This is a genomic window from Phenylobacterium ferrooxidans, assembly GCF_042714595.1.
In the GTDB taxonomy this organism is placed as follows: Bacteria; Pseudomonadota; Alphaproteobacteria; order Caulobacterales; family Caulobacteraceae; genus Phenylobacterium; species Phenylobacterium ferrooxidans.
This window is the reverse complement of sequence record NZ_JAOTJD010000037.1, coordinates 23,898-50,228: the sequence shown is the minus strand read 5'-3', so window position 1 is coordinate 50,228 and position 26,331 is coordinate 23,898. Positions and strand designations below refer to the sequence as shown.

The 26,331-nt window shown below is 68.5% G+C and carries 29 protein-coding genes, 1 pseudogene and 1 riboswitch; of the genes and pseudogenes, 14 read left to right on the top strand and 16 right to left on the bottom strand.

Going from position 1 to position 26,331, the window contains the following annotated elements:
- The 6 genes and pseudogenes from OCL97_RS17220 to OCL97_RS17195 form a co-directional block, all read left to right on the top strand.
- Positions 1-1,005: pseudogene (locus OCL97_RS17220) on the top strand (chromosome segregation protein SMC); the annotation flags it as partial.
- A 178-nt stretch (positions 1,006-1,183) separates the two neighbouring features.
- Positions 1,184-1,537, top strand: coding sequence for a F0F1 ATP synthase assembly protein I (locus OCL97_RS17215; RefSeq protein WP_305337956.1), 354 nt, complete (start codon positions 1,184-1,186; stop codon positions 1,535-1,537).
- 16 nt (positions 1,538-1,553) lie between these two features.
- Positions 1,554-2,339, top strand: a complete 786-nt coding sequence (locus tag OCL97_RS17210) for a F0F1 ATP synthase subunit A (RefSeq protein WP_304777424.1) — start codon at positions 1,554-1,556, stop codon at positions 2,337-2,339.
- A gap of 51 nt (positions 2,340-2,390) precedes the next feature.
- Positions 2,391-2,615 carry a F0F1 ATP synthase subunit C gene (locus OCL97_RS17205; RefSeq protein WP_293493770.1) on the top strand — a complete coding sequence of 75 codons (225 nt, stop codon included), beginning with the start codon at positions 2,391-2,393 and terminating at the stop codon, positions 2,613-2,615.
- Positions 2,616-2,687: 72 nt separating this feature from the next.
- A complete protein-coding gene (locus OCL97_RS17200) occupies positions 2,688-3,302 on the top strand; it encodes a F0F1 ATP synthase subunit B family protein (protein WP_377371066.1) in 615 nt (204 codons plus the stop codon).
- Positions 3,302-3,805, top strand: coding sequence for a F0F1 ATP synthase subunit B (locus OCL97_RS17195; protein ID WP_304777426.1), 504 nt, complete (start codon positions 3,302-3,304; stop codon positions 3,803-3,805). The genes OCL97_RS17200 and OCL97_RS17195 overlap by 1 nt, the downstream gene beginning before the upstream one ends.
- 86 nt (positions 3,806-3,891) lie before the next feature.
- Here the strand turns inward: OCL97_RS17195 and OCL97_RS17190 are convergent, their stop codons facing one another.
- The 7 genes from OCL97_RS17190 to OCL97_RS17160 all read right to left on the bottom strand — a co-directional run bounded on the left by OCL97_RS17190 (position 3,892) and on the right by OCL97_RS17160 (position 11,967).
- On the bottom strand, positions 3,892-4,275 hold the full coding sequence (locus tag OCL97_RS17190) for a PGPGW domain-containing protein (RefSeq protein WP_377371069.1): 384 nt from the start codon (positions 4,273-4,275) through the stop codon (positions 3,892-3,894).
- 392 nt (positions 4,276-4,667) lie between these two features.
- The gene (gcvPB, locus tag OCL97_RS17185) at positions 4,668-6,251 is read right to left on the bottom strand and encodes an aminomethyl-transferring glycine dehydrogenase subunit GcvPB (protein ID WP_377371065.1); all 1,584 of its coding nucleotides are present in this window, start codon (positions 6,249-6,251) and stop codon (positions 4,668-4,670) included.
- On the bottom strand, positions 6,251-7,594 hold the full coding sequence (gene gcvPA, locus OCL97_RS17180; RefSeq protein WP_377371064.1) for an aminomethyl-transferring glycine dehydrogenase subunit GcvPA: 1,344 nt from the start codon (positions 7,592-7,594) through the stop codon (positions 6,251-6,253). Before gcvPA ends, gcvPB begins: the two co-directional genes overlap by 1 nt.
- A 6-nt stretch (positions 7,595-7,600) precedes the next feature.
- Positions 7,601-7,966, bottom strand: a complete 366-nt coding sequence (gene gcvH, locus OCL97_RS17175; protein ID WP_304777429.1) for a glycine cleavage system protein GcvH — start codon at positions 7,964-7,966, stop codon at positions 7,601-7,603.
- A gap of 12 nt (positions 7,967-7,978) precedes the next feature.
- Positions 7,979-9,091: a glycine cleavage system aminomethyltransferase GcvT gene (gcvT, locus tag OCL97_RS17170; protein ID WP_377371063.1), complete on the bottom strand. Its 1,113-nt coding sequence runs from the start codon at positions 9,089-9,091 to the stop codon at positions 7,979-7,981.
- Positions 9,092-9,246: 155 nt separating this feature from the next.
- A riboswitch (glycine riboswitch) is annotated at positions 9,247-9,337 on the bottom strand.
- Between the two features lie 141 nt (positions 9,338-9,478).
- The gene (locus tag OCL97_RS17165; protein ID WP_377371062.1) at positions 9,479-11,278 is read right to left on the bottom strand and encodes an arginine--tRNA ligase; all 1,800 of its coding nucleotides are present in this window, start codon (positions 11,276-11,278) and stop codon (positions 9,479-9,481) included.
- Positions 11,275-11,967 (bottom strand): Tat pathway signal sequence domain protein, encoded by a 693-nt coding sequence (locus tag OCL97_RS17160; protein ID WP_377371061.1) that lies wholly within the window; start codon positions 11,965-11,967, stop codon positions 11,275-11,277. Before OCL97_RS17160 ends, OCL97_RS17165 begins: the two co-directional genes overlap by 4 nt.
- Before the next feature lie 121 nt (positions 11,968-12,088).
- On the opposite strand from OCL97_RS17160, the gene ispH reads away from it, so the two are divergent.
- The 5 genes from ispH to OCL97_RS17135 all read left to right on the top strand — a co-directional run bounded on the left by ispH (position 12,089) and on the right by OCL97_RS17135 (position 15,894).
- The gene (gene ispH, locus OCL97_RS17155; RefSeq protein WP_377371060.1) at positions 12,089-13,051 is read left to right on the top strand and encodes a 4-hydroxy-3-methylbut-2-enyl diphosphate reductase; all 963 of its coding nucleotides are present in this window, start codon (positions 12,089-12,091) and stop codon (positions 13,049-13,051) included.
- On the top strand, positions 13,051-13,824 hold the full coding sequence (locus OCL97_RS17150) for a class I SAM-dependent methyltransferase (protein WP_377371059.1): 774 nt from the start codon (positions 13,051-13,053) through the stop codon (positions 13,822-13,824). Before ispH ends, OCL97_RS17150 begins: the two co-directional genes overlap by 1 nt.
- Positions 13,825-13,856: 32 nt before the next feature.
- Positions 13,857-14,822, top strand: a complete 966-nt coding sequence (thrB, locus tag OCL97_RS17145) for a homoserine kinase (RefSeq protein WP_305703474.1) — start codon at positions 13,857-13,859, stop codon at positions 14,820-14,822.
- Positions 14,819-15,271 (top strand): ribonuclease HI, encoded by a 453-nt coding sequence (gene rnhA / locus OCL97_RS17140; protein WP_305703473.1) that lies wholly within the window; start codon positions 14,819-14,821, stop codon positions 15,269-15,271. The genes thrB and rnhA overlap by 4 nt, the downstream gene beginning before the upstream one ends.
- 125 nt (positions 15,272-15,396) lie before the next feature.
- Positions 15,397-15,894, top strand: a complete 498-nt coding sequence (locus OCL97_RS17135) for a MarR family winged helix-turn-helix transcriptional regulator (RefSeq protein ID WP_377371058.1) — start codon at positions 15,397-15,399, stop codon at positions 15,892-15,894.
- Here OCL97_RS17135 and OCL97_RS17130 read toward each other — a convergent pair.
- Genes OCL97_RS17130 through OCL97_RS17120 form a run of 3 tightly spaced genes read right to left on the bottom strand, consistent with a single transcriptional unit; the run spans position 15,857 to position 17,790 of the window.
- Positions 15,857-16,321, bottom strand: coding sequence for an NfeD family protein (locus tag OCL97_RS17130; RefSeq protein ID WP_377371057.1), 465 nt, complete (start codon positions 16,319-16,321; stop codon positions 15,857-15,859). The genes OCL97_RS17135 and OCL97_RS17130 overlap by 38 nt on opposite strands.
- A 4-nt stretch (positions 16,322-16,325) precedes the next feature.
- The gene (locus OCL97_RS17125; RefSeq protein WP_377371056.1) at positions 16,326-17,327 is read right to left on the bottom strand and encodes an SPFH domain-containing protein; all 1,002 of its coding nucleotides are present in this window, start codon (positions 17,325-17,327) and stop codon (positions 16,326-16,328) included.
- 31 nt (positions 17,328-17,358) lie between these two features.
- Entirely contained in the window at positions 17,359-17,790 is a 432-nt protein-coding gene (locus OCL97_RS17120) for a TIGR02301 family protein (protein ID WP_377371055.1), read from the bottom strand.
- Between the two features lie 126 nt (positions 17,791-17,916).
- On the opposite strand from OCL97_RS17120, the gene OCL97_RS17115 reads away from it, so the two are divergent.
- Positions 17,917-18,414 carry a type III secretion system chaperone family protein gene (locus OCL97_RS17115; protein WP_377371054.1) on the top strand — a complete coding sequence of 166 codons (498 nt, stop codon included), beginning with the start codon at positions 17,917-17,919 and terminating at the stop codon, positions 18,412-18,414.
- A 3-nt stretch (positions 18,415-18,417) separates the two neighbouring features.
- On the opposite strand, the gene OCL97_RS17110 is transcribed toward OCL97_RS17115, so the two are convergent.
- Positions 18,418-19,350 (bottom strand): LysR family transcriptional regulator, encoded by a 933-nt coding sequence (locus OCL97_RS17110; RefSeq protein WP_377371053.1) that lies wholly within the window; start codon positions 19,348-19,350, stop codon positions 18,418-18,420.
- 123 nt (positions 19,351-19,473) lie between these two features.
- Here OCL97_RS17110 and OCL97_RS17105 point away from each other — a divergent pair, with 123 nt between their 5' ends.
- Together OCL97_RS17105 and wrbA are read left to right on the top strand one after the other, a co-directional pair.
- The gene (locus tag OCL97_RS17105; RefSeq protein ID WP_377371052.1) at positions 19,474-20,172 is read left to right on the top strand and encodes a pirin family protein; all 699 of its coding nucleotides are present in this window, start codon (positions 19,474-19,476) and stop codon (positions 20,170-20,172) included.
- 63 nt (positions 20,173-20,235) lie between these two features.
- Positions 20,236-20,835 (top strand): NAD(P)H:quinone oxidoreductase, encoded by a 600-nt coding sequence (gene wrbA / locus OCL97_RS17100; protein ID WP_377371051.1) that lies wholly within the window; start codon positions 20,236-20,238, stop codon positions 20,833-20,835.
- A 142-nt stretch (positions 20,836-20,977) separates the two neighbouring features.
- Here wrbA and OCL97_RS17095 read toward each other — a convergent pair whose 3' ends face one another.
- The 5 genes from OCL97_RS17095 to OCL97_RS17075 all read right to left on the bottom strand — a co-directional run bounded on the left by OCL97_RS17095 (position 20,978) and on the right by OCL97_RS17075 (position 26,327).
- A complete protein-coding gene (locus OCL97_RS17095) occupies positions 20,978-21,952 on the bottom strand; it encodes an NAD(P)H-dependent flavin oxidoreductase (RefSeq protein WP_377371050.1) in 975 nt (324 codons plus the stop codon).
- A gap of 80 nt (positions 21,953-22,032) precedes the next feature.
- Entirely contained in the window at positions 22,033-23,031 is a 999-nt protein-coding gene (locus OCL97_RS17090; protein ID WP_377371049.1) for a phosphotransferase family protein, read from the bottom strand.
- 13 nt (positions 23,032-23,044) lie between these two features.
- A complete protein-coding gene (locus OCL97_RS17085) occupies positions 23,045-23,830 on the bottom strand; it encodes an SDR family NAD(P)-dependent oxidoreductase (protein ID WP_377371048.1) in 786 nt (261 codons plus the stop codon).
- An 83-nt stretch (positions 23,831-23,913) separates the two neighbouring features.
- Positions 23,914-24,765, bottom strand: coding sequence for an SDR family oxidoreductase (locus OCL97_RS17080; protein ID WP_377371047.1), 852 nt, complete (start codon positions 24,763-24,765; stop codon positions 23,914-23,916).
- 59 nt (positions 24,766-24,824) lie between these two features.
- Entirely contained in the window at positions 24,825-26,327 is a 1,503-nt protein-coding gene (locus OCL97_RS17075) for a carboxylesterase/lipase family protein (RefSeq protein WP_377371046.1), read from the bottom strand.
- Between the last annotated feature and the right edge of the window lie 4 nt (positions 26,328-26,331).

The window sequence follows — 26,331 nt, the reverse complement described above, 5'->3', positions numbered from 1 at the left end:
AAGTCCTGCTCATTGGAGCACACTCTTTCCCTGCGCGGCGCTCTACCGATCTTGCTGGACGAGCTGGAGGCCGCCAAGCCCCGCCGCGCCAAGAGCAGTGACGCCCTGGCCCAGGCCGAGGGCGCGCGCGCCGAGGCCGACCGTGCGGTCCGCGCCGGCGACGCCGCCGCCAGCCAGGCGCGTGAGCTGCGCGCCAGCCTGTCGGCGAAGCTCGAGGCCGCCGCCGAACGCCTGGCCGAGATCACCACCCAGATCCGCGAGACCGCGCGTGTTGAACCGGAAGACCTGGCTCGAAGTCTCGCCGACGCGGCCATCGCCATCCCCGGCGACGCCGGCGGCATGGAGGCCCACCTCCACAATCTGGAGCGCCAGCGCGACGCCATCGGCCCGGTGAACCTGCGGGCCGAGGAAGAGGCCGCCGAGCACGCCACCCGGCTGGAGACCATGCAGGCCGAGCGCCTGGACCTGACCGGCGCCATCGCCAAGCTGCGCCAGGGGATCGACGAACTGAACGGCGAGGGCCGCGAGCGCCTGGTGGCCGCCTTCGAGGTGATCAACGAGCACTTCAAGACCCTGTTCGAGAGCCTGTTCGAGGGCGGGGTCGCCGAGCTGCGGCTCGTCGAAAGCGACGATCCCCTCGAAGCGGGGCTGGAAATCTACGCCTGCCCGCCCGGCAAGCGCATGGCCACCATGAGCCTGATGAGCGGCGGCGAGCAGGCCCTGACGGCGGCGGCCCTGATCTTCGCGGTGTTCCTGGCCAACCCGGCGCCCATCTGCGTGCTGGATGAGGTGGACGCGCCGCTGGACGACGCAAATGTCGACCGCTTCTGCAACCTGCTGGACGAGATGCGCCGTCGGACCCAGACCCGCTTCATCGCCATCACCCACAATCCGGTGACCATGGCCCGGATGGACCGGCTTTTCGGCGTCACCATGGCCGAGCGCGGCGTAAGCCAACTGGTCTCGGTGGACCTGCGTCAGGCCGAGGCGATGGCGGCCCAGTAGTCCGGGTTTGAACGGGGCGGTATGCAGAGTCGCCGACACGTCAAGGAATCATCAGCGAAATCAGCAGTTTATGTAGGCATTTCCCTGCCTTGACGCATTCGGCCCGGCTCTATAGGTTCCGCGCGACTTGAAGCCCCGGCCGCGGCGGGCGTTGTCGTCGTCACTTAGGCCATAACGCATGCCGCAGCCGGAAAATTCGCGCGACGAGGAAATCAAGCGCCTCGACGAAAGGGCCGCCGCGCTAGAGGCGCGGACGGTCCAGACCCCGCGCGATTACGGTTCGCAAGCCGCCGGATACGGCTATCGCCTCATGGGCGTGCTGATCGGCGGCGTGTTTGTCGGACTGGGTTTTGGCGCCGGGGCGGACGCTGTTCTAAAGACAGCGCCTTGGGGGATGATTGTCGGCGTCCTCTCGGGCTTCGGTATTTCGATTTGGATGGCCGTAAATTCGGCTCAGCGGATGGCTGCCGAAGCGGCGGAAGAATGGGGGCCCCCAAAGGACCTCCCGGATTCCGACGACGAGGAAGATTAAAGGAGTTCGAGGCGGCATGGCCGACCCGATGCACCAGTTCGAGATCCACAAGGTCGTGGATCTCCCCGCTATTTCCGTTCCGGGTATTGGGGCGATCGACCTGTCGATCACCAATTCCACGGTCTCGATGCTGATCGCCGCGACTCTCGTCGTGGTGTTCTTCGCCGTCGCCACCGCCAAGGCCGCCATCGTGCCTGGCCGCATGCAGGTGATCGGCGAAGGGGTGTTCGGCTATATCGACGACCTTGTCGCCGGCATCATCGGCCCCGAGGGCCGTAAGTTCTTCCCCTTCGTGTTCACCCTGTTCCTGTTCATCCTGGCGATGAACGTGCTCGGGCTGTTCCTGGTGTTCACGGCCACCTCCCAGCTGGCGGTCACCGCCTCCCTGGCGGTCATGACCATGCTGCTGGTGATCGGCTACGGCGTGCTGCGCAACGGCGCGAACATGTACAAGCTGTTCGTTCCGGCCGGCATCCCCTGGTACATGCTGATCCTGGTCACCCCGATCGAGATCATCTCCTTCGTCCTGCGCCCGGTGACCCTGGCCCTGCGTCTGTTCGGCAACATGCTGGGCGGCCACGTGGCCCTGAAGGTCTTCGCGGGCTTCGTCGTCTCCCTGGGCGCCATGGCGGCCGGGGGCGGTCTGGGCCTGCTGGGCATCCCCGGCGCGGCCCTCTCGCTGGGCGGCGTCGTGGCGCTGACGGCGCTGGAGTTCCTGGTGGCCTTCCTCCAGGCCTTCGTCTTCGCAGTTCTGGCCTGCGTCTATCTCAACGACGTGGTCAACCTCGGCCATCACCACTGATCGCCGAACTCACCAACACCCTCTCTCAACCTACAAACGGGACTGAAAACTATGGACGCGGAATCGGCTAAGTACATCGGCGCGGGCCTCGCGACCCTCGGCATGATCGGCGCGGGCATCGGCGTTGGCACCATCTTCGGCCACTTCCTGGCGGGCGCCACGCGCAACCCGTCGGCCGCCGGCAGCCAGTTCACCAACCTGATCCTGGGCGCCGCCCTGACCGAAGCCCTGGGCATCCTGGCCTTCGTGCTCGGCCTGCTCATCCTGTTCTCCTAAGCCAAGATCCGCAGGGTGATGGGGACGCCTTCCCGGCGTCCTCAGCCTGCGTTTTAGGGACGTTCAAGCCTTATGGCCGCCGAGACCACATCACCGCCGACCGCGGACCTCCGCGACGGTCACACCGCCGCTGACGCTGCGCCGGGCCATGGCCCGGCCGGCACGACGGAAGTCGCCGCCCACGGCGCCGACAGCGGTGGCCTGCCTCAGTTCAAGTTCGAGTACTGGGGCGGCCAGATCGTCTGGCTCTTCCTGATCTTCGCCGTCCTCTACACCCTGCTGGCCAAGGTCTTCGTGCCGCGGCTCCGCAAGATCAAGGACGACCGGGCGGCCACCATCGCGGCCGCCGTCACCGAGGCCCGCAGCGTGCAGGCCGAAGCCGAGGCGCAAGCCGCCGCGGCCCAGGCCGAGATCGCCGAAGCCCACAGCCGCTCTCGCCGGCTCGCCTCCGACGCCAAGACCAAGGCGGCTTCCGACCTGGCGACCAGCCAGAAAGCGGAGGACGACCGTCTCCAGGCCCAGATGGACGCAGCCGAGACCCGCATCCGCGGGCTTCGCGACCAAGCCATGACCAATGTCCGTGGCATCGCCGCCGACACGGCCCAGGCCATCGTCGAGAAGCTGACCGGTCAGAAGCTGTCGACGGCCGAGGTCAATGCGGCCCTGGCCGCCCAAGGAGCCGTCTGATGCCCGCTTTCCTGAACCCCGCCGAAGCGGAGATGTGGGTCGGCGTCGGCCTGCTGATCTTCCTCGGCATCGTGATCTTCGGGGCCAAGGCGCCGAAGCTGATCAACGCCAACCTTGACGCCCAGAGCGCCAAGATCCAGTCCGACCTCGACGAGGCCGCCCGCATCCGTGAGGAAGCCCAGCGCCTGCTGGCCGAACTCAAGGCCGAGCGGATCCGCGCCGAGGCCCAGGCCAAGGAAATGCTGGCAGCGGCCGAGGAACAGGCCGCGCTCTACGCCGCCGACGCCAAGGCCAAGCTGGACGAAAGCCTGGCGCGACGCCAGCTGATGGCCGAACGCCGGATCGCCAACGCCGAGGCCCAGGCCGCCGCCGAGGTTCGCGCCGCCGCCGCCGACCTGGCTGTGGCCGCCGCCGAGGTGGTGCTCACCAACCGGCTCGCCGCCATGCGCACCGATCCCATGATCGACGGGGCGCTGGGCCAGCTGGCCACCAAGATGCAATAGGCTTGAACCGGTCCTCCGCGGAGGACCGGTTCGACGCCTCTGAGCTAGAGAACCCCTCCTTCGCGGAGGGGTTTTTCGTTCCGAGCCTAGCGGCGGCGGAAGCGCCGGCGGGTCTTGATCGCGAAGCGCAGCTTGCGCGGCACAATAAGACGCTCGATGCGCAGGACCTGCTGCCAGGACACCAGCAGGATCTCCGGTTCGCGACGCAGCAGCCGGCGGATGGGGAAGACCATCTTCGGGTGAGCATGCTGGAAGCGGACGAAGGTGCGGCGCGCCTTGAACGAATTGCGCAGCAGCAGCATCAATCCGACCACGATCACCGGGAGGCCGCCGGGGCCCGGCAGGGGCGCCACCGCGATTCCCGCCAGCACGATGAGCACCCCGAGCGAAGCCAAGCCGACGCGCACCAGCCGAGCCACCAGCTCGCGGGCCAATTCGTCGGAGGCGCGCAGGGCGCGCATGCTGGGCATGGCGTAGGACACTTTGGTTCAAACCAGGGGTTCTGACGCGCGCCTGTTCGGGGGAGGACAGGCGGTCGTCGTTAAGCGCATATGCGAACGCACAAGAGAGGCGTAAAGGCGACGTCCGCGTTAAATTTTAAGGTTTATGCTCATTTCAGGGATCGCGCGGCGCCGGAGCCACACTTTCCCCTGAGCCCAAACCCCGGCGAGCCAGGTTTGGCCGATCCGTCACCGGCGCGCGAAGCGGCGCGCACCAGAGATGGCGTAGGGCTAGATATTCAACCTGGAATGCGCGGCCCGCTCGATCTGGGGAGGTCGTTCGGCCACCGCGCTCAACAGGTATGAGAACCTGCGAGCGAATCGTAAAGGCTCGGGCGGGTTAAATTTTGTCCAGACCGCTGCTATTCAGCCGCCATTGGCGCCGGAGACACAGCTGTGGGCTCTGGGCGCCACGTCAACCGGGGCTTGCGAGCCGCCTGGGTCTCATCCAGGCGTCGCATCGGGGCGAGGTAGGGCGCGCCTGTGAACCGCTCGACGTCGCCGGCCTTGGCGGCCTGGGCCAAGAGGGTCAGGGCGTGGCAGAATCGGTCCAGCTCCTGTTTGGACTCTGTCTCCGTCGGCTCGATCAGCATCGCGCCATGCACCACCAGGGGGAAGTACATGGTCATGGGGTGGAAGCCCTCGTCGATCATCGCCTTGGCGAAGTCGAGCGTGGTGACCCCGGTCCCTTCAAGCCAGCTGTCGTCGAACAGGGCCTCGTGCATGCAGGGCCCATCCGGGAAGGCGGGCGTCATCACCGGCGAGAGCTTGGCCTTGATGTAGTTGGCGTTGAGCACCGCGTCCTCGGCGACCTGGCGCAGGCCATCGGTCCCGTGGCTGAGCATGTAGGCATAGGCCCGCACGAACATGCCCATCTGGCCATGGAAGGCCACCATGCGGCCGAAGGTGTCGGCGGCCTCATCCTCCGCCTCCTCCACCAGCTTGAAGCCCCCGCCCGCGCTCACCACCCAGGGGGTCGGCGCATAGGGCGCCAGGGCCTCTGACAGCACCACCGGACCCGCACCGGGGCCGCCGCCGCCGTGGGGCGTGGAGAAGGTCTTGTGCAGGTTTATGTGCATGGCGTCGACGCCCAGGTCGCCCGGGCGAACCCGACCGACGATGGCGTTGAAGTTGGCGCCGTCGCAATAGAAATAGGCCCCGGCCGCGTGGGTCAGGCGGGCGATCTCGATGATGTCGCGCTCGAACAGGCCGCAGGTGTTGGGATTGGTGACCATGATCGCCGCCACCTCCGGCGACAGCTTGGCCTCCAGGTCGGCCAGGTCGACCCGGCCGTCGGCGGTCTGGGCGATCTCGGTGACGTCATAACCGACAAAGGCCGCGGTGGCCGGGTTGGTGCCATGGGCGGAGGTGGGCACCAGGACGGTGCGGCGATGACCCTGGCCCTTGGCCTCGTGAGCGGCCTTGATGGCCAGCAGGCCGCACAGCTCGCCGTGGGCGCCGGCCTTGGGCGACAGGGCGACGGCCGGCATGCCGGTCAGGGTCTTCAGCCAGTGGGCCAGGCGGTCCATCAGCTCCAGGGCGCCCTGGGTCGTCGACTGGGGCGCCATCGGGTGCAGGTCGCCGAAGCCGGCCAGGCGAGCCATCTTCTCGTTGAGCCGCGGATTGTGCTTCATCGTGCATGAGCCCAGCGGATAGAGGGCCAGGTCGATGGCGTGGTTCTTCTGGGACAGGCGCACGAAGTGGCGCATGGCCTCGGGCTCCGACAGTCCCGGCAGGCCGATAGGCGCGGTGCGGACCAGGTCGCCCAGGTCCGAGGCGTCTTCGTTGGGCAGCTCGAAATCGACGCCGGTCTTGTCCCAGCCGTCCATCTCGAAGATCAGGGCCTCGTCCTGCAGCAGCCCGCGGGCGCCGGTGAGCGAGGTGTGGGCGGAAGATGCCCCGGCGGCCTGGGGCTGGGTCGGGCGACCGATATTGGACATGGCCATCAGGCGGTCCTCCCCTTCAGAGCCTTGGCGAAGGCGGCGATATCATCCCGCGTCGTGGTTTCGGTGGCGGCCACCAGCAGCACGTCGTCCATCCCGGCCTTGGGGTCGAGGCGGCTGAAGGGCACGCCGGCCACCACGCCGTCGGCCAGCAGGGCCTCCACGACATCGGTGGCCTTGCCGGGGACCCGGATGGCGAACTCGTTGAAGAACCGCGGCGACAGGATCTCGACCCCCGGCACGGCGGCCAGCGCCTCGCGCAGTTCACGGGCCCGGCTGTGGTTCAGGGCCGCAAGCTCGCGCAGGCCGCGCTCCCCCAGCAGGGTCATGTGGATGGTGAAGGCCAGGGCGCAGAGGCCCGAGTTGGTGCAGATGTTGGAGGTCGCCTTCTCGCGGCGGATATGCTGCTCGCGGGTCGACAGCGTCAGGACGAAGCCGCGGGCGCCTTCGGCGTCCACGGTCTCGCCGCAGAGCCGGCCCGGCATCTGGCGCACGAACTTCTCACGCGCCGCGAAGAGCCCAATATAGGGGCCGCCATAGTTCAGGCCGACCCCGATGGACTGGCCCTCCCCCACGGCGATGTCCGCGCCCATCTCGCCGGGCGACTTCAGCAGGCCGTAGGAAACCGCCTCGGTGGTCACCACGATCAGCAGGGCTCCGGCGGCGTGGGCGGCTTCGGCGATCTTGCTCACGTCGGTGACGACGCCGAACACGTTGGGGGTCTGGACCACCACACAGGCGGTCTCGGCGTCGATGGCCGAGAGCACGTCGGCCTCGGCGTCGATGGCCACGGCCTGGCGGGTGATGTCCATGCCCTCGGCATGGGCGATGGTCTGGGTGACCGCCGCATAGTGCGGGTGCAGGCCGCCCGACAGCACCGCCTTCTTCCGGCGGGTGACCCGCTGGGCCATCATCACGGCCTCGGCGCAGGCGGTGGAGCCGTCGTACATCGACGCGTTGGCCACCTCGAGCCCGGTCAGGGCCGCCACCTGGGTCTGGAACTCGAACAGCACCTGCAGAGTGCCCTGGGCGATTTCCGGCTGGTAGGGCGTGTAGCTGGTGAGGAACTCAGACCGCTGGATGATGTGGTCCACCGTCGCCGGCACATGGTGCTTGTAGGCCCCTGCCCCGCAGAAGAACGGCCCCGCCCCGGCCGGACGATTCCTGGCCGCCAGGGCCGAAAGAGCGCGCTCCACCTCCATCTCGCCGGCATGCAGCGGCAGATCGAAGAGGTCGGCCTTGCGGGCGGCGTCGGGGACATCGACGAAGAGGTCGTCAATGGTGGCCGCGCCGATGACGCCGAGCATCTCGGCCCGGTCGGCCGGGGTCAGGGGCAGGTAACGCATGGGTGCTTACAGGGTCCCGAGATAGGTTTCGTAGGCGTCGCGGTCCATCAGGGCGTCATACTGGCCCTTGTCGGCGATCTTCAGCTTGGCGAACCAGCCGCCGGACTCCGGCGTGGCGTTGACGGTCTCGGGCGCGTCGCCCAGCTCGGTATTGGCCTCGACCACCTCGCCCGAGATGGGGGCGTAGACGTCCGAGGCCGCCTTCACGCTCTCCACCACCGCCAGGCCGTCGCCGGCCTTCACGGTCTTGCCCACGTCGGGGGTCTCGACGAACACCACGTCGCCCAGTTGTTCGGCGGCGTAGGCCGTGATGCCGATGGTGGCCACGTCGCCCTCGAGGACGACCCACTCATGATCCTTGGTGAAACGCATCAGGTGATCTCCTCAGATCTTGCGGACGTAGCGATGGGGAACGAAGGGCATGCGCACGACCTCGGCGGCCTGCGGCTTGCCCCGGACGATGACTTTCAACTGGGTTCCCAGCGCGGCCAGGGCCGGCGGCACGAAACCCATGGCGATGGGATAGCCCAGGCTGGGGGAGAACCCGCCCGAGGTGATGACGCCGACCACGGCGCCGGCGCCGTCGGCGATTTCCGCGCCCTCGCGGGCCGGAGCGCCTTCCAGCACCCGCAGGCCGACACGCTTGCGCGACGGGCCGTCGGCCAGCTCCTTGGCGATGCGCGCGGCGCCGGGGAAGTCTCGTGCCTCGCGGCGCTTCACCGAGACGGCGAAGGCGAGGTCGGCCTCGATGGGGCTGACGGTCTCGTCCACGTCATGTCCGTAGAGCGGCAGGCCGGCCTCCAGGCGCAGGGAATCCCGCGCGCCCAGGCCTATGGGCCGCACGCGCTCGTCCTCCAGCAGCAAGTTCCAGATCGTCTCGGCCAGATGGCCCGGCACGGAGATTTCGTAGCCGTCCTCGCCGGTGTAGCCCGAGCGCGAAATGAGGATGTTGGTCCCAAAGCCCGGCATGGCGCGCGAGTCCATGAACACCATGCGCTGGGCGGCGGGCAGGTGGCGGCCGATGACGGCGGCGGCTTCGGGCCCCTGGATCGCCAGCAGGGCGCGGCTCTCGAGACGTTCGATCGTGACCTGGCCGGCCAGTTCGCTGTCAATGACCTTGAAGTCGTTGTCCTTGCAGGCGCCGTTGACCACTACGAACAGGCCGTCGTCGTCGGGCCGGGCGGCCATCAGGTCGTCGATCACCCCGCCCTTCTTGTTGAGCAGGACCGAGTAGCGCTGCTTGCCGGGTTTCAAGCCGATGAAATCGCCGGGGGTGATCTCCTCGAAGGCCGAGAGCGGCGAGACGCCGCGCAGCCGGGCCTGGCCCATGTGGGAAACGTCGAACAGGCCGGCATGCTCCCGGGTCCAGAGATGCTCCTTCAGCACGCGGTCCTTGTACTGGACCGGCATGGAATAGCCCGCGAAAGGCACCATGCGCGCGCCGGCGGCCACGTGCGCGGCGGCGAGCGGGGTGGTCTTCAGGGCTTCATCGGTCACGCATTAGACTCCGGCTGACGATTGCAGACGCCGACGGAAAAGCTCCGCCGTCGCCCTGCCCCCGCTGTCCTTGGACCTGAGAGATTTCAGGCGGGAGACCCCACCCTTGCTCCTTCGGCGAGCGGCCTGTCAGGGCCGCTACTTTCCAGCGTTCATCAGCCTTCGCGGTCCGTTTGCCTGAGCGTTTCCGGGGCGGTTGCGCCTTCGGCTCCGGGCTCGGGGCCCGGTCTCTCCCGCGAGAGTCGAGGCGGAACCTGTTCGAAGGGGGAGCGCGAGTCAATGCGGGAAGTCGCAGAGGCTCAAGACCATCGGGACTTGGTGTGGAGGAGGCGCCGAAGAGAGCCTTTTCGCTGACAGCTCCCCCAGTAGGGGAGCATCCAGGAGCGACTACATCCGGGCCGGCGCGGTGATGCCCAGCAGGTCCAGGGCCTGCTCCAGCTGGCGCAGGGTGGTCTCCGCCAGGGCCAGGCGCGAGGATCGGACCACCGGTTCGGCGATGAGGATCGGACAGGCGGCGTAGAAGCGGCTGAAGGCCTGGGCCAGCTTGAAGGCGTGCTCGGCCACGAAGTGCGGCGCGCGCTTCTCATAGGCGTCGGTGAGCGCCTGGTCGAAGGCGTCCAGCAGCAGGACGAGGTCCCGCTCGGCCGGATCGGACACGGTGATCGGGCCGGTGGCGACACCCTGATCGGCCGCCTTGCGCAGCAGGGATTTCACGCGGACCGCCTGGTACAGCAGATAGGGGCCGGTCTTGCCCTCGAAGCTGGAGAAGCGGTCGAGGTCGAAGACGTAGGAGGTGCCGCGGAAGTTCTGCAGGTCGGCGAACTTCAGGGCCGCGACGGCCACCTTGTGGGCGGTGTCGTCGAAGGCGTCGGGGTCGAGCTCCGCGCCGAGGTCGGCCTCCCGCAGGCGCTCGCGCGCCTTGGTGCGGGTCATTTCGATCAGGTCGTTGAGCTTCAGCACCCCGCCCTCGCGGGTCTTGAAGGGCTTGCCGTCGGTCCCGTTCATGGTGCCGAAGCCGATGTGCTCCAGGCTGCCCTCCGGCGCATAGCCGGCCAGGTATGCGGCGCGGAACACCACCTCGAAATGGTCGGCCTGACGCTGGTCCACGACATAGAGCACCTGGTCGGGATCGAAGCTCCTCTCCCGGTCCAGCACGGTGGCCAGATCGGTGGTGCCGTACATGGCCGAGCCCTCCGACGAGACCACCAGCAGGGGCGGCAGGTCGCGCTTGTCGCCCTGGCGCGCCACGCGGATGATCCGGGCGCCCTGGTCGTCCACCAGCAGGCCCTTGGCGTCCAGTTCCTTGACCATCGGCGCGATCAGATCGTCGACGTCGCTCTCACCCTTCCAGAGGTCGAAATCGACCCCCAGGGCGTGGAAGTCCCGCTCCAGAGCGACCTTGGTCACGCGGGCGAAGTGTCGCCAGAGCAGGTGATAACCGGACGCCTTGGCCTGAAGCTCGGCGGTCATCCGGCGGGCCCGCTCGCGGTACTCGATATCGGCCTTACCCTTGGCCGCGGCCAGGGGATAGAGGCGGTCGAGATCCTCCAGGCTGACCCGGTCGTGCAGGGCGGCGAAGGCGGTCTTCTCCTCCTCCGCCGACACCGGCTGATTGCGGCCGTTGAGCTGCTCCACAAGGGCCTTGATGAAGGGGTCCTCGTCCATCACCGCGCCGATGATGAGGCCCATCTGGTAGCCCCAATCGCCGAAGTGGGCGTCCCCCACCACCAGGTCGCCACGGAACCGGTAGATGCGCTTGATGGCCTCGCCGATGATGGAGGAGCGCAGGTGGCCCACATGCATCGGCTTGGCCACGTTGGGGCCGGCATAGTCCACCAGGATGCGCCGACGGGCCTCGACCACAGACGCGCCCAGGCGCGGATCGGCGGCGATCTCGTTGGCGCGCTCGGAAAGCGCGGTGTCGGAGACCCGCATGTTGATGAAGCCAAGCCCGGCGATCTCGACGGCGGACAGGCGCGGATCAGCGGCCAGGGTCGCGGTGACCCCGGCGGCGATCTCGCGGGGATCGCGGCGCGCGGTCTTGGCCGCGGCCAGGGCGCCATTGCATTGGAAGTCCGCGAGGTCGGGCCGGTCGGACGGCGTAACGCGTCCGAGCTCAGCCGGCAGGCCCGCGGCGGCGAAGGCGGCGGCGACCGCTTCGCTCAGGCCCCGTTTCAGATCGCTCATTGACGGTCGGTCGTCCCCGCCGCGGCGACGGCCGCCGTGCCCGCGTTCACCCGGAAGCGCTTGCCGTCACGGTTGAAGGCCGCCATCTGCGGCGTCACGTCGAAGCCGACGAGGATTTCGAAATTGGCGCCGCTGGTGGTGTCCTTGGCGCGCGGGATGGTGATCTGCGCCATCTTTTCGGTGGCGTAGACGCGATCCTGGCCGGCGTCGAAGCTGACTGGCAGGTCGAAGTACTGCTTGGCGATGATCGCCTCGTTGCGCTTGGTGACGGCCACCCAGTAACGATAGTTCTTGGACGAGCCCTGGGCCTGTGGGCCCTTGCCCAGTTCGAACAGCACTTCCATCTCGACCTGGATCGGCTGGTCGTCCTTGTACGCGCAGCCGGCCGAGATGCCCTGGATCTCGCCCGAATAGGCGACATTGGCCGAGGCTTCCTTGTCGTCCTTGAACTCGATGTAGCGGCCGGCGTCGTAGAGTACCTTCACGAAGGGGCACGGGCCGGCGTTGCGCAGGGCCTGGAGCGGCGCCTGGACGTCGTTCCACTCTTCCTTGGATTTCTTCTTCTTGGCGGCCTCCTGCTCCTGGCGCTGCTGGTCGCGGCGCGGCGAGCCCTGGGCCAGGGCGATTTCGGGCAGGGCGATCGCAGTCGCCATGAAGGCGCAGGCGGCGAGCAGAAGGGAACGGCGCATGGGGTCGTCCAGACAGAGGAACAGGGCGCGGAGGTCCGCGCGGTCGGCCCTGTACTACTGGCTATCGATTGAGGCCGCAACGCGGCTGGCGGTGGAAGCTCCGGACGCCTAGTTTGGTGTCATGTCCGAACCGACCCGCGCCCGCCGCCCCCTGACGGTCCTGCTCGCCACCCCGCGCGGCTTCTGCGCCGGCGTCGACCGCGCCATCCAGATCGTGGAACGCACGCTCGAGAAGTACGGCGCCCCGGTCTATGTGCGCCACGAGATCGTCCATAACCGCCATGTGGTGGACAGGCTGAAGGCTCTGGGCGCCGTCTTCGTCGAGGAGCTGGACGAGTGTCCCACCGACCGTCCGGTGGTGTTCTCGGCCCACGGTGTGCCCAAGTCGGTGCCCGCCGACGCGAAGTCGCGCAACATGCTCTATCTCGACGCCACCTGCCCCCTGGTCTCCAAGGTCCATGTGGAGGCCCAGCGCCACTACGACGCCGGCATGGAGATCGTGCTGATCGGCCATGCCGGCCACCCGGAGGTCGTCGGCACCATGGGCCAGCTGCCCGAGGGGGCCGTCACCCTGATCGAGACGGTGGAGGACGCGCGCGCCTTCACGCCCAGGGATGCCACCAACGTCGCCTTCGCCACCCAGACGACCCTGTCGGTGGACGACACCGCGGCCATCGTGGCGGCCCTGCGCGAACGGTTCCCGGAGATCTCGGCCCCGCACAAGGAAGACATCTGCTACGCTACCACCAACCGCCAGGAGGCGGTCAAGAGCGTGGCCGCCCGCAGCGACGTCCTGCTGGTGCTGGGGTCGGCCAATTCCTCCAACTCGGTGCGGCTGGTGGAGGTGGCCAAGCGCGAGGGCGTGGCCCAGGCCCACCTGATCGACGATGCAAGCTTCCTCGACCTCGCCTGGATCGACGGCGCCCGGACCGTCGGCGTCACCGCCGGCGCCTCGGCGCCCGAGGTGCTGGTTCAGGGCGTGATCGACGCGCTGCGCGCGGTGTTCGACGTGACGGTGGAGGAGGTCGACGCCGTCCGCGAGACCGTCAGCTTCAAGCTCCCCCGGGTGCTGGTGGAAGGCTGATGGCGACGATCCGGGCGCTGGCCGCCTACGCCCCACCGCCCCTGCGGCGCGCCCTGTCTGGCCTGTGGCTGGACATCAAGAGTTTGCCGACCCGCCGGCCGGGCGACCCGTGGAGCGTGATCCACAATGTCGGCAACGGCGACCACTACGCCATCGGCCTGCAGGCTGTGGGCTGGCTGAAGACCTATGCGGCCCTCAAGTCTGGCGATGCGGTGCTGGACATCGGCTGCGGCACCGGGCGGATGGCGCACCATCTGACCGACCATCCCTATACCGGGTTCGACCTCTCCAGGGCGGCGGTCGGCATGTGCAGGCGTCGCTACCCGCAGCTCACCTTCGTCCACCTCGACGTCTGGAACGGCGACTACAACCGCGGCGGATCCATCGCGGAGGACGAGGTGGCCTTTCCCGCCGAGAGCGCCTCGGTGGATGTGGCCTTCGCCATGTCGGTCTTCACCCACATGCGCTTCGGGGCCATGAGCCACTACCTGCGGGAGGCGGCCCGGGTGCTGAAGCCGGGCGGCCGGTTCGCCTTCACCGCCTTCTCGCCCCGCGAGGCGGAGGCCCCGCTGTTCGACTTCCAGCCCTATGACGCAACGTCCAGCGTCGTGGACCCCCGCAGCCCCGAGCGCGCCATCGCCCATGACCAGCAGGCCCTGGCCCGCGCCATCGCCCAGGCCGGCCTGGCCCTGGTGTCCTTCCACAAGGGCAATTGGGCGACGCCCGCCGACTATGACGGCGGTCAGGACCTGTGGGTGGTCGCCAAGGCTTGACGCCCGGCCCGGGCTCCCCCATCCGAGCCAGCATGGCCGTCTATACCGACATCAATGATGAGGAGCTCGCCCTCCTGCTCGCCGACTACGACATCGGCACGGCGCTCGCCTTCAAGGGCATGGCCGAGGGCGTGGAGAACTCCAACTTCCTGCTGGAGACCACCGGCGGCCGTTATTTTCTGACGGTCTACGAGAAGCGCATGCGGGAGGAGGAACTTCCTTTCTTCCTCGACCTGATGCGCTGGCTGGCCCAACACGGCTTCCCCAGCGCCGCCCCCCTGGCCGACCGCAATGGCGTGACCATCAAGCGGGTGCGCGGCAAGCCCGCGGCCATCGTCGAGTTCCTGCCGGGCCTGTCGGTTCGACGTCCCACCGTCGACCACTGCCGCGAGGCGGGTGAGGGCCTGGCGCGGCTGCACCAGGCCGCCCAGGGTTTTCCGGGGACGCGGGCCAATGACCTGGGCCAGGCCTCCTGGGCGCCGCTGTTCGCCACCCTGCGCGAAGCCGCAGACGGCCTGAAGCCAGGGCTGGCCGCCACCATCAGCGGCGACCTCGACCGCCTGGCCGCCGCCTGGCCGCAGGGCCTGCCGACCGGCGTCATCCACGCCGACTATTTCCCGGACAATGTGTTCTTCACCGCGGGCAAGTTCGCCGGCGCCATCGACTTCTATTTCGCCTGCGTCGACGCGCTGGCCTACGACGTGGCCGTGGCGCTGAACGCCTGGTGCTTCGAGGCCGACGGAAGCTTCAACATCACCTCGGCCCGGGCCCTGGTGGCCGGCTATGAGAGCCTGCGTCCCCTGAGCGCCGCCGAGCGCCAGGCTCTGCCCGCCCTGGCCCACGGCGCGGCCATGCGGTTCTTCCTGACCCGGCTGGAGGCCTGGGGGGCGACCCCGGCCGGCGCCCTGGTACGTCCCAAGGACCCGCTGGAATACGAGCGCAAGCTGGCGGTCCACCGCGCCGCGCCCGACCTCGTCCTGTTCGGCGCCCCGGCGTGAGCGGGACCAAGGTGGTGATCTATACCGACGGCGCCTGCTCGGGGAACCCGGGCCCCGGCGGCTGGGGCGCGGTGCTGATCTCCGGCGGCCACCGCAAGGACATCTGCGGCGGCGAGCCCGACACCACCAACAACCGTATGGAGATGATGGCCGCCATCCAGGCGCTGGAGGCCCTCACCAAGCCTTGCGACGTCGAGCTGCACACCGATAGCACCTACGTCATGAAGGGCATCTCGGAGTGGATCCACGGCTGGAAGAAGCGCGGCTGGAAGACCGCCGACAAGAAGCCGGTGAAGAACGAAGACCTGTGGCGGCGTCTCGACACCGCCCGCGACCGCCACACCGTCGACTGGCGCTGGGTCAAGGGTCACGCCGGCCATGCGCTCAACGAGCATGCCGACTTCCTGGCCGGCAAGGGGCTGAAGGAAGCCCTGAAGGCGCGCGCCTAGCCCATCAGGCCGCGTCGCCTTGAAGTCACAGTCTCGCCGGATTCGAAAGAACGTGGGTCTTTTGGGGTTGAAGCTTACGTTACGACAACCCATGTCGTTCAACAGTGAACGATATGGAGACCGCCTTGCTGACACCAGACCTTCGCAATGGGCCGGCCGCCCAGGCGCATCCTTACGTCCAGGTGTTCACCGAGATCGGGGCCATCGAGCACTATCTGCGCGCCGCGGTGACCAGGCACCTGCCTGAGGGCATGACCCATGCCCAGTTCGAGTTGCTGCAGTGGTTCATGCGGTATGGCGACGGCCAGACCCCGGCCGAGCTCGCACGCATCATGCTGATGACCAAGGGCGCGATCACCAACCTCCTCCAGAAGCTGGAGAAGATGGGCTTTGTCGCCGTGCTGGCCGACTGCGACGACCGGCGCAAGAAGCGGGTCAAGATCACCCGGGCCGGGCTCGAGGTGTCCAGCGCCATCATGAAGGACATGAAGGCCAAGACCGAAGCCCTGCGCGAGGGGTTCACCGACGATGAATTCCGGGCGGTGACCCCATTCCTGAGGGCCCTGCGAATCTTCCTGTCGGAGATCAGCGAGCTGGGCGCACCCGCAGCAACGCCCCGTTGATCCCGGTGACCTCGATGGGGGCGCCTGGGGCGAGGACCGCGTCCTCCTCCAGCTCCGCCGCCCATTCCTTGCCATCGATGAACACTCGGCCCGCGCGGTCGTGGAAGGTCGCCGCCGCCCGGCCGTGGTGGCCCACCAGGCGGGAGATGTTGTCGTTGATGTCCTGGGATTCGTCGGCCGGGCTCGGGCGCCAGTAGCGTCGAGCCAGCAGGGTGGTGACGATGGTCAGGCCGGCATAGAGGCCGATCGCCCCGACCCAGCCCATCTGCGGAAACAGCAGGGCCGCCACGGCGACGGCCGCCGCACTGGCCGCCGGCCACAGCAGCCAGCCCGAGCCGGTGGAGACCTCGGTCGCCAGGATCAGGGCGCCGATGGCCGCCCACACCCAGAACGGGTTGGCGGCCACCAGTTGGATCAGGCCGTCCATGGGGTCAGCTCCCTGCCCTGGGAACCGCCGTGGCGCGCGGCGGCTGCGGAGGACGCGGCTGGGGCGCCGGCTGCGGCGGGCGTGGCGGCGGGCTATCGGACTGGATCGACTTCACCAGCTCGCCAATGCCGGCGATGGAACCCACCAGGGACCCCATGTCGGCCGGCACGATCACCGTCTTCTGCTGCGGGCTCTCGGCCAGCTTGGCGAAGGCCTCCACGTATTTGAGCGCCACGAAGTAGTTGATGGCGTTGACGTCGCCGCTGGCGATGGCGTCCGACACCAGCTTGGTGGCCTCGGCCTCGGCGCCCGCCGCCCGCTCGCGAGCCTCGGCGTCGCGGAAGGCGGCCTCGCGGCGGCCCTCGGCCTGGAGGATGGCGGCCTGCTTGGCGCCCTCGGCCACGGTGATGGCGGCCTGCTTCTCGCCATCGGCCTCGGTGATCACAGCCCGGCGTTCCCGCTCAGCCTTCATCTGCCGCGCCATGGCGTTGGTGATGTCCGGCGGCGGCTGCAGGTCCTTGATTTCAATGCGCGCCACCTTCACCCCCCAGGGACTGGTGGCCTGGTCGATGACGTCCAGCAGGCGGGTGTTGATCTGGTCGCGCTGACTCAGCACCTCGTCCAGCTCCATGTTGCCCACCACGGTGCGCAGGTTGGTCATGGTCAGCTGGGTGATGGCGTAGTCGAGATTGGTCACGCGATAGGCGGCGGCCGCGGCGTCCATCACCTGGATGAAGACGATGGCGTCCACCTGGACCGAGACGTTGTCCTTGGTGATCACGTCCTGGCGCGGCACGTCCAGGACCTGTTCCATCATGTTGATGCGCCGGCCCACGCCCTCGATGAAAGGGGTGAGGAAGGAGATGCCCGGCTTCAGGGTGCGGGTGTAGCGGCCAAACCGCTCCACCGTGTACTCGCGCCCCTGGGGCACGATCTTGATGGCCCCCAGCACGATGACCAGGGCCAGGATTAGGAAGGCGATAGACGCGATGGTCGCAGCGGCCATGACGGGATCTCCGACGGTACGTCCGGGGAGTTTAGCGCGGAGCTTGTTCGCCTGTCGCGTTCATCTCGAAGATGGTGGGCAAAGGCTCGCGATCGGTCTTGATCATCACCTTGGCCAGGCGCTTGGAGATATCCAGGCCGTGGTTGGCGGCGGCCAGTTCGGCGCGGCGGCTGGCCGGGCCACAGGACTGAAACTCGGTCTGGCGGGAGGCGAAGCCGGTGTTGAAGCTTTCCTTCAGCCGCCCATCGAGGGCCGCATCGGGCTTCTCGTTGCTGACCAGGTTCATCATCCGCGTACGCCAGAACTGATCCTCGGCCCCGGCGCAGGCCTGGCGCAGGGCATGGCTCTCTCCCAGCACATAGGCCAGGTCCACGAGGCTTTGGCGTTGCGCCGGGCTGCGATCCTGGGCGAGGACCGGGAAGGCCACGGCGGCCAGCGCGAGGGTGAGCATCAGACGGCGCATGGCCTCACTTAAGGGAAGAACACCGATTTTGTCATCCCGTCGCGCGCACTAGGCGAGCGCCATTCTCCTGCCGCCGGATGCGCGGAAATCGGTTAAATCCCGACCGAGTCGACCCAAGGACCCGTCATGCGCATCGCCACCCTCGCCGCCGTCGTCGCCACCCTGGCGGTCGCCGCCCACGCCGCAACGCCCGCCAAGGCGCCGGCCAAGTCCGGCCCCTTCGACCTCCGCGATCCCGCGGCCCTGATCGGCCTGCTGAAAACCATGGACGCCAAGGCGGAGATCGCGAGGACCGAGGCCACCGTGGTGTTCCTGAACGTCACCACACCTGGCGGCGACTTCGGCGCCCAGTACGTGGACTGCGACCCCAAGGGAAAGGCCTGCCGCGCCCTGGTCTTCTCCACCGCCTTCTCGGCCAAGGGCGTCAACCTGAGCAAGATCAACGAATTCAACAAGGGACAGGTGGCCTGCCGCGCCTTCCTCGCCGACGACGGCAAGCCCAACGTCGCCTACGCCACCCTCGTGAACCTGCGGATGACCGCCGAGGAGGCCAAGCAGCACGTGGGCGTGTGGCAGGGCTGCCTGGGCAGCTTCGGGTCGTTCACGAAGACGGTGGGCGGGTGAACCCTAGGCCCGCTCCAAGTCCTCAACCATCGCCCAGGGCGCCGTCGCCAGGCGCGCGGCCAGGAAATCGTACAGCACCCGCACCCTTGCGGGCCGCAGACGCCCGGGCGGCGAGACCAGGTGCAGGGCGATAGGCGGGGTTCGCCAGTCGCACATCACCGCCTCGATCGTGCCGTCCGCCAGCTCGGGCCAGACAATGAACTCCGGCTGCAGGGCCAGGCCCAGCCCCTCGCGCAGGGCGGGGAGCAGGGCGTCGGAATTGTTGACCTTCAGGGGGCCGGAGACGGTGACCGATTGCTCCCCCTCGTCCGGATGGACGAACTTCCAGACCTCCGGCGTCAGGACATAGGCGTAGGTCAGGGCCCGGTGGAACAGCAGGTCGCGGGGGTGCTCGGGCCGGCCGTGTTCCGCCAGATAGGCCGGCGATCCCACCAGCACCAACCGCACCCCGCATAGGCGGCGCGACAGCAGGGAGGAGTCGGCCAGGTTGCCGATCCGCAGACCAAGGTCGAACCCCTCCCCCACGAGGTCGACCTTCTGGTCCGACAGGCTGAGGTCGATGGAGACCTCCGGATAGAGCCGGAGGAACTCCGGCAGCAGGGGGGCAAGGTGCCGGTTGCCGAAGGACATCGGCGCGGCCAGGCGCACCAGACCCTGAGGCGTCGCCGACTGGGCGGCGGCCTCGGCCTCCACCGCCTCGCCCTCGGCCAGGATCCGGCTGGCCCGTTCCAGGGCCGTGCGACCGCTTTCGGTCAGGGCGAGTTTGCGCGAGGTGCGGTGGAACAGACTGGTCCCCAGTCGCTGCTCCAGCCGCGACACCGCCTTGGACACCGTGGCCTTGGAGAGCTCCAGTTCGACGGCGGCGCGGGCGAAGGCGCCGGTCTCGGCCACCTTGGCGAACACAGCCCAGGCCTCGAAATCAGGAAGACGAGACATGACGATTTCCGAAACGATCTGTTTCCATCGTTTCTATTTCGGAATGTACGCGGATGGCTACCTTGTTCTCAACAGCGGCGCGGCCCTTCGGCCAGCGGCCCTCACGAGACAGGAGACCACGCGATGATCGAACGCAGAGCCTTTGACTCCCTCGGCGGCGCCAACCACGGCTGGCTCGACGCCAAGCATCACTTCTCCTTCGCCGAGTACCACGATCCCAAGCGCATGGGCTGGGGACCTCTTCGGGTTTGGAATGATGACCGCATCGCTCCCAACTCCGGCTTCCCGCCGCACCCCCACGCGAACATGGAGATCATCACCTATGTCCGCACCGGCGCCATCACCCACAAGGACAGCCTGGGCAACGAGGGCCGCACTGAGGCCGGCGACGTCCAGGTGATGAGCGCGGGCTCGGGCATCCGCCACGCCGAGTTCAACCTGGAGAGCGAGCCCACCACCCTGTTCCAGATCTGGATCCAGCCCAACAAGACCGGCGGGGCTCCCAGCTGGGGCGCCAAGCCCTTCCCCAAGGGCGAGCGCGCCGGGAAGTTCGTGACCCTGGCCAGCGGCGTCGAAGGCGACACCGACGTCCTGCCGATCCGCACCAATGGCCGGGTCGTGGCCGCCACCCTGAAGGCGGGCGAGACCGCCGAATATGAACTGGGCGCCGACCGCTTCGGCTACCTGGTGCCCGCCACCGGCTCGGTGGAGGTCAATGGCGTCACCCTCCACGCCCGCGACGGCGCGGCCATCCGAGACGAGGCCACGGTCCGGGTCACCGCCCTGGAGGACGCCGAACTGGTCCTCGTCGACGCCGCCTAGAACCCCTTCCCGCCCCGGTGAAAGCCGGGGCGGCTTCCCTCTCCTCCCCTGGAAAATCCCATCATGACCAAGGTCCTCGTCCTCTATCACTCCGCCTATGGGCACATCGAAACCATGGCCAAGGCCGTGGCCGAAGGGGCCCGCGAGGCCGGCGCCACGGTGGACATCAAGCGCGTCCCTGAGACTGTCCCCGAAGAGATCGCCAAGGCCGCCCACTTCAAGCTCGACCAGGAGGCCCCGATCGCCAGGATCGAGGACCTGGCGGATTACGACGCCATCATCATCGGCGTCGGCACCCGCTTTGGCCGCATGAACTCCCAGATGGCGGCCTTCCTCGACCAGGCCGGCGGCCTGTGGGCCAAGGGCGCCCTGAACGGCAAGGTCGGCGGCGCCTTCACCTCCACGGCCACCCAGCACGGCGGCCAGGAGACCACCCTGTTCTCGGTGATCACCAACCTGCTGCACTTCGGCATGGTGGTGGTGGGGCTGGACTACGGCTTCGCCGGCCAGATGACCCTGGATGAGATCACCGGCGGCAGCCCGTACGGCGCCTCCACCATCGCCGGCGGCGACGGCTCGCGTCAGCCCAGCGAGAACGAACTCGAAGGCGCCCGCTACCAAGGCCGCAAGATCGCCCAGACCGCCGCCAGGCTGGCCGCGTAACCGACAGGCTGTCGTTCCGACCTCCCCCGGAGGACGACCGCCCCGCCGCCGAGGCTGACCCCCAGCCCGGCGGCGCACGAGGGGTGGAGGCGCCCCGCGCCTCCACCCTGACCGTTTCGATGATCCCCGTGGTCGGCCGAGCCTAGGCCGTCACCTTCACCAGCTTGCTCGCCCGGGCCAGGGCGGCTTCCGCCTCCGAGATCAGGTTGGCCACGATCTGGGCCGCCGGCAGCACCTCGTGGATGCCGCCCGCCGACTGGCCCATGGCGAAGCAGGACTTGTCGGCGTCCAGGCCCTCGATCTGGCCGCCGATGCCGCCCATGACGCCAGCCTGGCTGGAGATCATCGCCTGCATGGGGAAGGGCTGGATGTCCTGGGGACGGGTTTCCCAGTCCTCGACATAGGGGTTCTTGCGCACCCGCATCGGCTTGCCGGAATAGGACCGCGTACGGACGGTGTCCTCGTCGGCGGCCTCGACGATGGTTTGGCGATAGAGTTCCCCGGCATGGGCTTCGTGGCTGGCGATGAAGCGGGTGCCCATCCAGACGCCGACCGCGCCGAGGGTGAGGGCCGCGGCCAGGCCGCGGCCGTCATAGAGGCCGCCGGCCGCCACCACCGGGATCTTCACCGCCTCCACCGCCTGGGCCACCAGGGGCATGGTGCCGACGAGGCCGGTATGGCCCCCGCCCTCGCCGCCCTGACAGATCACCGCGTCGCAGCCGGCCTGCTCGGCCTTCACCGCGTGCTTCACAGCCCCGCAGACCACCATCACCTTGAGGCCGGCCTTCTTGAGCTTCTCCATGATCGGCATGGGAACGCCCAGGCCCGCCACGAAGCTGGAGGCGCCCTCCTCGATGATGATCTCCACCGAGGCGGTCAGGCTCTCTGGCGAAGCCGCCAGCAGGTCGACGCCGAAGGGCTTGTCGGTCAGGCTTTTGACCTTGCGCATCTCGTCGCGGATGAAGTCGGGCGTGCGGCCGGCCATGCCCAGCACGCCATAGCCCCCGGCGTTGGACACCGCGGCCACCAGCTCGGCATAGGAGACGCCCCCCATGCCGGCCAGCATGATCGGGTGCTTGACCTCCAGGAGGTCGCAAAGCGGGGTGTGAAGGGTCATGGCGTTTTCTCCCGAAGTCTCGTTGGCGGCAGGATGGCGCCGCAGCCCGCGGAAGGAAACCATGACCCAGGGTCAGCGGCTCACAGTAAGGCGGTCAGCCGCTCGACATTGCGCCGCGCCCAGCCGCTGAAGGTCTTGCCCGCCGTCCAGCCGGCACGCTCCGGCGGCCGAGTGAAGTACTCCCAGAGCAGCAGCCGCTCATAGACCACGTACAGCGGCGCGCGGGATTGCGCGTCCGGCCCGCCGCCGCCTGCCCCGCGGTAGGCGCCGATCAGAGCCGACGTCAGGGCCGGGTCCTGGTCCAGGTAGTTGGCGGCCTGGCGGCAGAGGTCGGCTTCCCCGCCGCCGAAGGTCGACGTCATCAGGTCCACCACCCCGGTGATCGCCCAGGCCCCGTCGTGCCGCTGCGCCAGCACATTGTTGAGGCTGAAGTCGTTGTGCAGATAGACCGCCGGTCCGGAGTCGCGCACCAAGGCGGCCTGGTGCAGCACCCCTTCGATCCAGGCGCGGTCCTCCGGCGTCAGCGAACCGGAGCCGTCGGCGTCGGCCACCAGCTTGCGCACCTCGCGGACCAGATGCCCGATATGCCCACCTTCGAAGGGCACGATGTCACCGGTGGCGAGATCGAAATCCCCCGCCGCCGCCCAGGTCAGGGCCTGCAGGGCCGCCAGGGTCTCGCCCTGGGCCCAGGCGATCTGCCAGCGGTCGTCGGCTGAAAGTCCCGCGATCACCGCCGGGTCGGCCAGAGGCTGGCCCGGCAGGCGCGGGGCCACGATGTACGGCCAGCCGAAGATCTCCGGCGAGGTCTCCAGCCACTGCGGCCAGGCCACCGGCGCGGCCGTCCGCTCCGCCAGCAGCCGCGCGAAGAACACCTCTTTGGCGAACTGCCAGTCGCCGTGCTGGGCGCCGCGGAAGATGAATTCGCCGCGGCTGGTGGTCAGGAAGACGTTCTGCCCGAACAGGCCGAAGGGCACGGCGGTCGCGCCGACGAGCTCGCCCAGGTCCAGCCGGTCGAGCGCCTGCTGGAACTGGGCGTCGGAGATGTCCCCCAGCCGGGCGGAATAGGCGCGCGTCGTCATGCGCGCCGCATCCTCAGAAGACGCCGTATCCACCGTCGATCAGGAAGCTGTCGCCGGTGTGGAAGGACGAGGCGTCCGAGGCCAGGTAGACCGCCATGCCGCCGAAGTCCGCCGGCTGGCCCCAGCGGCGCATGGGCACCCGCTTGATCACCGCATCGTTGAACTTGTCGTTGCCCTGGGCGCCCGCCGTCATGTCGGTGGCGATCCAGCCGGGCAGGATGGCGTTGGCCCGCACGCCATAGCGGGCGTGCTCCACGGCGATGGCGCGGATCATCGAGATCACGGCGCCCTTGGTGGCCGCATAGGCCTCGTTCTTGGGCGCCCCGTCGAGGGCCGACAGTGACGAGATCACCACAAGTGATCCACCGGCCTTGTCACCGGAGCCGGCCCGCTCGACCATGTGCTTGCAGGCCTCCCGGAAGGTGAAGAACACCCCGTCCAGGTTCACCGACAGCACCTTGCGGTACATCTCGGTGGAGAACTCCGAGAAGGAGGGCGCGCCGCCGCCGATCCCGGCGTTGGCGATCACGGTGTCGATGCGGCCCATCTTGGAGACCGCTTCGGCCATGCCTGCCTTGACCGCGTGCTCGTCGGCGACGTCCACCACCTGGGTCAGGACCCGGACGTCGACCTTCTTGAGCTTCTCCTCGGCGTCCGCGTTCTTCTTGGGGTTGGAGCCCCAGATCACCACGTCCGCGCCGGACTGGGCCAGGGCCTCGACCATGCCAAACCCGATGCCGCCATTGCCACCCGTGACAAGGGCCACCTTGCCGGTCAGGTCGAAGGGTTTGTAGGCCATGGCGTCTGCTCCCAGTTCTGGTTCTTGTACGTGTTGGAGCAGAGACGCCGGGTTACGCCCGGTCCGTCAAGCGGGCGGCGCGGCTACTCAAGCCGGGCAGCGAAGGCGTCGACCACGCTGTTGCCGGTGGGGTCCACGACCTTGGGCCCCACCACCTGCCTGGCGAAGTCCGAGGTGATGTAGCGGAAGTCGGGTTTCTCGGCGGTCGCCGCCCCCAGGATCACCTCGGCGATATCGGCGCCGGTCTGGCCGTACTGGGCGAAGACGTTGGTGCTGGCGCCCATGTACTTCGCGACGATCTCGTCATAGGGCGGGGCATAGACCGAGAGGTCGCTGGCAGAGCGGACGCTGTTGACGAACTCGGTGTTGATGGGGCCGGGCTCGATCAGGCTGACCTGCACACCGAGCCGCCGCGCCAGGGGGGCCAGGGACTCCATCATCCCCTCCACCGCGAACTTGGCCGCGCAATAGGCGTCGTTGAAGGGCTGGCCGATCAGGCCGCCGATGCTGGTGACCGAGATGATCCGCCCCGAGCCACGCTCTCGCATGTGCGGGAACACCGCCTTGGTCATCCGCCAGACGCCGAAGAAGTTGATCGCCATGGTGCGTTCGAGATCGGCGTCGGTGGTCTGCTCCAGGCTGCCCAGGAAGCCGGCGCCCGCGTTGTTCACCAGGACGTCGATGCCGCCGTGCTTGCGGATCACCTTCTCGACGCAGGCCTCGATGGACTTCTTCTTCTGGACGTCGAGCTTCTCGATCTTGACCTTCACTCCGGCGGCCTTGGCCTCCGCCAGCAGCGCCTTCTTCTTGGAGGTATCGCGCATGGTGGCCACGGTGACGTAGCCGGCCCGGGCGAAGGCGATGGCGGTGTGCAGGCCCACGCCCGTGGACGTCCCAGTGATCAGGACCACCGGTCCGCTGTCGGTCTTGCTCATGGCTTGTCTCCCCCCGGCGGCTCGGAACGGCCGTTCTCAGGAGATGACCCTTAGCCCGGTTAGAGCAGCGCCTCCAGCGCCCGCCGCTCCTCGCCGAAGGGATCGGACTGAACGGTAGACGCAACGGTGTCGAAGACCATGGTGTCACGGCTGGCGGCGTCGTAGGCGGGCCAGGCGGGCAGGCCCGGATGGTTGGGATTTCCCGTGCGGGCGAAGGCGAGCCACGCGTCCATGATCTCCCCCTCCAGCCGCTCCACGTCGGGGCCGGCGCCCGCAAAGTTCACCTGCCCCTCGATTCCGGTCGTGCCGAACACGAAGGGCATCTCCAGCGCGTGACAGGCGCCGAGCGCCCCACGGCGGGCGGGAGAGGCGTGGGTGAACAGGTAGAGATAGGCCGGGCCGTGCGGGGCCTGGGCTGAGGCGAACTTGGTCGCGGCGATGCGAAACTGCATGTCGCTGCTGATGGCGTCGAGCAGGTCGAGGTTGTCGGTGGGGAGCCCCTTGGTCTCTCGCGAGGCGCGGTAGACCTCGATCAGTTCCTTGGCCTGCGGCTCGGTGGCGTTCGGAAGACGTCCGCGGACCTCCGCCAGCAGGGCCTCATCGGCCATCGGCTCGCGGCGGCCGGGGACAAACAGCTTCACCTCGTCGCGGTTGGAGCCGATCAGCAGGGCGACGTCCCTGGCCCCGCCGTCGCGGACCACCACCATCGGGGCCTCGGGCAGGGAGGCCGGGTCCCGGGTCGGGCCAAATCCGCTCCCCGGTCCGAAGCCGCCCGAGGCCTGGGCCGCCAGGATCTTGTCGGCCGGCAGGTCAAACAGGTCCACCACCTGGCTGCGGTCGAGACCGAGGCCGGCCAGCAACTTGTCGGCGGCCTTGGCGGCGACCTCCGGCGGACCCGCGCGACCCACGCCGCTCTGCAGGATCGCGCGCTTGAACAGCCCCTTCGCGGCCGGCATCGCCACCAGGCAGGCCACCGCCGCCGAGCCGGCGGACTCCCCGAAGATGGTGATCTGCTCGGGGTCGCCGCCGAAGGCCGCGATGTTCTCGGCGACCCACTTCAGCGCCGCCACCTGGTCGAGCAGGCCCGCATTGCCGGGGATGCCAGCCTCCGGGATCGACAGGAAGCCCAGAGCGCCCAGCCGGTAGTTCAGGGACACCACCACCACGTCGCCGCGCTCGGCCAGGGGCCCGCCGTCATAGAGCGGTTCGTAGCCCGCCCCATGGGTGAAGCCGCCGCCATGGATCCAGACCATCACCGGCCGCTTGGCGCCGTCCGTCGCCGGGGTGAAGACGTTGAGGTTGAGGCAGTCCTCATCCTGGGCCCCGCTGGCCGCGAATCCCGGGATGAAGTGCGGGGTCTGCAGGGCGGCGAAGCCCTTTTCGGTCGCCTTGCGCATGCCCGCCCAGGCGCCGGCCGGCTTGGGGGCGCGGAAGCGGGTTTGACCGGTCGGGGCGGCGGCGTAGGGGATACCGTAGAAAGCCATGTGGCGGCCGCGCGCTAAACCCTCGACCCATCCGGCGCGTGTCTTGACCGTAGCGTCGAGCGTGGCGGCGTCACTCATGGCG